Annotated in this window: 4 protein-coding genes; all 4 read right to left on the bottom strand. The window is 73.4% G+C overall.

Features of this window, described 5'->3' with window-relative positions; all coding sequences use genetic code 11:
• Positions 1 to 937 (bottom strand): MFS transporter (locus ACFXGA_RS04945; protein WP_378084472.1); only part of this gene is annotated, 937 nt, incomplete at its 3' end.
• A 100-nt stretch (positions 938 to 1,037) separates the two neighbouring features.
• Positions 1,038 to 2,480 carry an FAD-dependent oxidoreductase gene (locus ACFXGA_RS04940; RefSeq protein WP_378084471.1) on the bottom strand — a complete coding sequence of 481 codons (1,443 nt, stop codon included), beginning with the start codon at positions 2,478 to 2,480 and terminating at the stop codon, positions 1,038 to 1,040.
• Positions 2,477 to 4,450, bottom strand: coding sequence for a molybdopterin oxidoreductase family protein (locus ACFXGA_RS04935; protein ID WP_378084583.1), 1,974 nt, complete (start codon positions 4,448 to 4,450; stop codon positions 2,477 to 2,479). The genes ACFXGA_RS04940 and ACFXGA_RS04935 overlap by 4 nt, the downstream gene beginning before the upstream one ends.
• A 209-nt stretch (positions 4,451 to 4,659) precedes the next feature.
• Positions 4,660 to 5,454 carry a TIGR02569 family protein gene (locus ACFXGA_RS04930; protein ID WP_378084470.1) on the bottom strand — a complete coding sequence of 265 codons (795 nt, stop codon included), beginning with the start codon at positions 5,452 to 5,454 and terminating at the stop codon, positions 4,660 to 4,662.
• Positions 5,455 to 5,735: the final 281 nt, after the last annotated feature.

The raw sequence follows: 5,735 nt of genomic DNA, 5'->3' as shown, positions 1-5,735 counted from the left end.
TGATCCGCGCGCCGCCGAACCGGTCCGAGAGCCACCCGCCGAACGGCCTGCTCACCGAGCCGATGAGCGCGCCGATGAACGCCAGGCCGACGAAGCTCTTGTACTCCACGAAGCTGAGCTTGATCAGCGACGGGAACGCGAACGAGAACCCGATGAACGAGCCGAACGTGCCGATGTACAGGAACGACATCACCCACGTGTGCTTGTTCGACATCGCCTTGCGGTAGGACGTGCCGTCGGGCTTGGCCTGGGCGAGGCTGTCCATCAGGAACCAGGCGCAGGCCGCGGCGACCACGATGAACGGCATCCAGAACAGCGCCGCGTAGGCCAGGTTGATCCCCGTGCCGAGGGAGATGATGATCGGCACGACGAGCTGCACCATGGCCACGCCGAGGTTGCCGCCCGCCGCGTTCAGGCCGAGCGCCAGGCCCTTCTTGCCCTCCGGGTAGAAGAACGAGATGTTGGCCATGGAGGACGAGAAGTTGCCGCCGCCGAAGCCCATCGCGGCCGACGTGAGGAGGAAGAACCAGTACGGCGTGCCGGGGTTGGTGACGGCGACGACCAGCATCGTGCACGGGATCAGCAGCAGGGCCGCGCTGATCGTGGTCCACGCCCGGCCGCCGAACCGCGGCACCGCGAACGTGTAGGGGATGCGCAGCACCGAGCCGACCAGGTTCGGCACGATCAGCAGCCAGAACGTCTGGCCGACGCTGAAGCTGAAGCCCACCTGGCCGAGGCTGACGACCACGATGCTCATCAGGCTCCACACCGTGAAGCCGAGGTTCTCCGCGAGGATCGAGAAGATCAGGTTCTTGCGGGCGACCCGCCGGCCGGTCGTCTCCCAGAACGACGGGTCCTCGGGCTCCCAGTGCTCGATCCACCGACCTCCGCGCTTCGCCTGCGGCGCAACGCCCTGGGTCTCCACCACCGTGCTCATCGGACCCTCCCGGTCACCGTTTTCCCGTTGCGCGAACCGTAGGAACGGCCCGTTACCCCGACGTTCGGACAGGTGTCGTCGGCGGCAACTCCCGCGCACATCAAGCGGACTGGGGCTGTGAGGCGGCGAGCCAGTCGACGATGCCGCACACGGCGTCCTTGCAGCCGCCGCAGCCCGTGCTCGCACGCGTGACCTCCGCGATCGCGGAGACGGTGGTCGCGCCCGCGCGCCAGGCGCTGACCAGCTGGCCCTTGCTGACCGTGTTGCACCGGCACACCACCGCGGACGCGGGCAGGTCGGCCGGGCTGGCCTCGTTCTCGGCGGGCAGCGCGCGGCCGAGCAGCAGCGCGAGCCGGTCGGTCGGCGCGGGCAGGCCGCGGTCGAACAGCTGGGTGATGGCGGCGGCCGCGTCGGGCGCGCCGAGCACGATCGCGCCGGTCACCCGGTCGTCGCGCAGCACGAGCTTCGCGTACCGGCCGCGGGCCGGGTCCTGGAAGCACAGCACCTCGTCGTCGGGCGAGTCGACGTCGACGTGCACGTCGCCCAGCGCGGCCAGGTCGACGTCCCGGGCCTTGAGCCTGGTCACGACCGTGGTGCCGGTGTACCGCGCGGCCGGGGCGACGCCGGTGAGCCGGTCGGCGAGCACCGCGGCCTGCTCCCACGCGGGCTGCACCAGGCCGGACACCGTGCCGACGTGCTGGGCGCAGTCGCCGATGGCGTGCACCCTCGGGTCGCTGGTGCGCAGCGCGTCGTCCACCAGGATGCCGCGGTCGACCTCGATGCCCGCCTGCTCGGCCAGCCCGATCTCCGGGCGCACGCCCGCCGAGACGACGACCAGGTCCGCGGGCACGTGCGTGCCGTCGTCCAGCTCCAGCCCCTCGCCGGGCACGTACCGCGTGGCGAGCACGCCGAGCCGGAACTCGATGCCCAGGCCCCGCAGCGTGGTGGCCAGCACGCGGCCCGCGCCGGGGTCGAGCTGGCGCTCCATCAGGTGCCCGACCGGGTGCACCACGGTGACCAGGCAGCCCCGGCCGGCCAGGCCCCGGGCGGCCTCCAGGCCGAGCAGTCCCCCGCCGAGCACGGCGACCGGCGTGCCGGGGGTGGCCCGCGCCACGATCCGGGCGCAGTCGTCCAGCGAGCGGAACGCCACCGCGCCGGGCGCGAGGGTGCCGTTGCCGTCCACCAGGCCCGGTGTCGGCGGCACCCACGACCGCGCGCCCGTGGCCAGCACGAGCGCGTCGTAGGGCACCTCGGTGTCGTCCACGTGCACGACCCGGCGGGTCCGGTCGACCTTGGTGACGGCGCCGCCGAGCCGCAGGTCCACGTGGTGCTCGGCGGCCCAGTCGGGGTCGTGCAGCCGCACGGCCTCGGGCGTGAGCGACCCCGCCACCACGCTGGACAGCAGCACCCGGTTGTACGCCGGGTGCGCCTCGTCGCCCAGCACCGTCACCGAGACGCGTTCCGCCTTCGGGTCGCGGCGGCGCAGCTCGTCGGCCAGCCGGGCGCCGGCCATGCCGTAGCCCACGACGACAACGTTCCTCATACCGACTCCAATCGGACCGCGCACACCTTGAACTCGGGCATCCGGCTGGTCGGGTCGAGCGCCGGGTTGGTCAGCAGGTTCGCCCGGCCCTCCCCCGCGTAATGGAAGGGCAGGAACACCACGTCGATCCGCAGGGACGGCACGCAGCGCACCCGCGCCACGGTCCGGCCGCGCCGCGAGACCACGGCCGCCAGGTCGCCGTGGCGCAGGCCGGCGCGCGTCGCGGTGTCCGGGTGGACCTCCACGTACGCCTCCGGCTCGGCCCGGTTCAGCTCGCCCACCAACCGGGTCTGCGCCCCGGACTGGTAGTGCTGGAGCACCCGGCCGGTGGTGGCCTGGAGCGGGTAGTCGGCGTCCGGCCGCTCGACGGGCCCGCGGTGCTCGACCGGCACGAACCTGGCCCGGCCGTCGGGGTGGGCGAAGCGGTCGAGGAACGGGCGCGGGGTGCTCTCCCGCACGACCGGCCAGTGCAGCGCCTCGCCGGCGCGCAGCCGCTCGTAGGTCACGCCCGAGTAGTCGGCCGTGCCGCCCGCGGAGGCCCGCCGCAGTTCCTCGAACACCGTTTCCGGGTCGGTCGGGAACCGCTCGGCCGGCTGGCCGAGGCGGGTCGCCAGGCCGCGCAGCACGTCCAGGTCGCTGCGCACCCCCTCGGGCGGGGCGACGGCCACCTGCCGCAGCAGGACCCGGCCCTCCAGGTTGGTCATCGTGCCGCTCTCCTCGGCCCACTGGGTGATCGGCAGCACGACGTCCGCGACGGCGGCGGTCTCGGACAGCACCAGGTCCGCCACGACCAGCAGGTCCAGGGCGGCGAGCCGGTCGGCGACGTGCTGCGAGCGCGGCGCGGAGACGATCACGTTGCTGCCGAACACCAGCAGCGCCTTCGGGCCGCCCGGTTGGCCGAGGGCGTCGAGGAGTTCGTAGGCGGACCGGCCCGGACCGGGCAGGTCGTCCACGCCCCAGACGTCCATCACGTGCGCGCGGGCCGCCGGGTCGTCGATCTTGCGGTAGCCGGGGAGCTGGTCGGCCTTCTGGCCGTGCTCCCGGCCGCCCTGGCCGTTGCCCTGGCCGGTGAGGCAGCCGTAGCCGGAGCCGCGCCGGCCGGGCAGGCCGAGGGCCAGGGCCAGGTTGATCCACGCCGACACCGTGTCCGCGCCGCTGGCGTGCTGCTCGGTGCCGCGGCCGGTGAGGACGTAGGCGTTGGCGGCCTCGGCGAGGATCCGCACCGCGGCGCGCTGGTCGGCGACGGGCACGCCGGTGACGCGCTCCACCCGTTCCGGCCACCACGTCGCGGCGATGCGCCACGCGTCGGCGAAGCCGGTGGTGCGGTCGTCCAGGTACGCCTGGTCGAGGTGGCCGTCGGCGACGGCGGTGTGCAGCAGGCCCAGCGCCAGCGCGAGGTCCGTGCCGGGGGCCGGGCGCAGGTGCAGCGTGGCCAGCTCGGCGGTGGGCGTGCGGCGGGGGTCCACGACGATCAGCTCGGCGTCGCGCAGGTGCTGCAGGAACGGCGGCATGGTCTCCGCCGGGTTGCCGCCGACGAGCAGGATCGCGTCCGCGTGGTCGAGGTCGGTGACCGGGAACGGCAGGCCGCGGTCCAGGCCGAACGCCTTCGTGCAGGCCGCGGCGGCGCTCGACATGCAGAACCGGCCGTTGTAGTCGATCTGCGACGTGCCCAGCGCGACGCGGGCGAACTTGCCCAGCAGGTACGACTTCTCGTTGGTCAGCCCGCCGCCGCCGAACACGGCGACCGAGTCGGGACCGTGGGCCTCGCGCAGTGCGCGCAGCCTGGCGGCGACCAGGTCGAGCGCCTCGTCCCAGGTGGCTTCGACGAGTTCGCCGTCGCGGCGGACCAGCGGGGTGGTCAGGCGGGCGGGCGAGGTCAGCAGCTCGGCGGAGGTCCAGCCCTTCTGGCACAGGCCGCCCCGGTTGGTCGGGAACTCCCGCGGTGACACCCTGCCGTCGGTGATCGACATCGCGCACTGCAGGGCGCAGTAGGGGCAGTGCGTGTCGACGGCGCCGGTCTTGCCGGTTGCGGTCGTGTTCGCGCGGGAGGTGCTGGAGGTGTCGAGGCTGCCGGAGGCGGTCACCTGGCCGACGGTAGGAAGCGGCTGTTAACGGCAGATCGTGGATTGTTTCATCCGCGCGAACTTGCCTGCTCAGCCACGGCGCGTGACGGGTGAGGTCACAGCAGTTCGAGGACCAGCTCGGCCGTTCGCTCCAGGCCCGCCAGAGATCGTGCGCTCGAACGCGGGTGCAGCGCGTGGACGGCGAGCCGGAACAGGGTCGCGCGCAGGAGGATTTGCGGCCACTCGTCCAGGTGAGCCCACCGCCGCGCCAGGCCGTGATCCGCGCCACCCCACGACAGCGCGTCCACCACGACGATCGCCGCGCCGTAGGGCGCGGGCCGCCAGTAGGCGACGAAGTCGATGACCGCCGGGGCGGCGTCGCCGGCGAACAGGACGGTGCCGAACAGGTCGCCGTGCACGACCTGGGGCTTGAGCGCGACCGGCTTGCGGTAGGCCGCGCACCGGTCGAACAGCCGGCCGCCCAGGTCCGGGTCCAGGTCGGCCTCCTCCTCGTCCCAGGCGCAGCGGTCGGCGGTGGCGAACAGGTCCGCGCGGGAGTCCAGGAAGCGGGGCTTGGGCAGGTCGGCGGTCGCGCGGTGCAGCTTGACGGCCACGTCGACCACCTCGTCGTGACGCGGCTCGGCCCGGCCGGACAGGTACTTGGTCGCCGCCCAGCCGCCGACGACGTACCGGCCGTCGGTGGAGCGCAGGGGGCGGGCGACGCGCAGGTTGTCGACGTCCAGGGCGTCCAGGGTCTTGGCCACCCAGGTGGCTTCGGCCGGGTTGCCGGCCGGTCGGATGGCGACGTCGCCGCACCGCCACACCGGGCCGCCGTCGATCAGCTCCGGCTCGGCGTCGCGCGCGCCGAAGGCGGCACGCACGTGCGACGGTGGCGGCTCCGGAGTGGTCACGGCCGGCACGCTACCCGCAGGGAGGGCTCTGTTGGTGGACGTGAAGGGCCGAACGCGTGGTGTCCACGCATTCGGCGTAACCGCAATAGTGCGGTCTGGGGGTGGGGCGGGGTGGAGGGTCGGTTCGAGTGGGGTTGGGGTGGGGGGTCGCGGCGGGGGTGGGGTTCCGGCGGGGTGGGGGTCGGGGTGGGGGAAAAGATTAAAAGCGTCCTCGCCGGACGGGCAGATCAGCAGGATGTCGGCTGTCTCTTATACACATCTGTCTCTGCCGACTATAGTTT

The sequence above is a fragment of the Actinosynnema sp. NPDC059335 genome (genome assembly GCF_042752395.1).
In the GTDB taxonomy this organism is placed as follows: Bacteria; Actinomycetota; Actinomycetes; order Mycobacteriales; family Pseudonocardiaceae; genus Actinosynnema.
The sequence above is the reverse complement of the archived record's forward strand: the minus strand, read 5'-3'. Positions and strand labels throughout refer to the sequence as shown.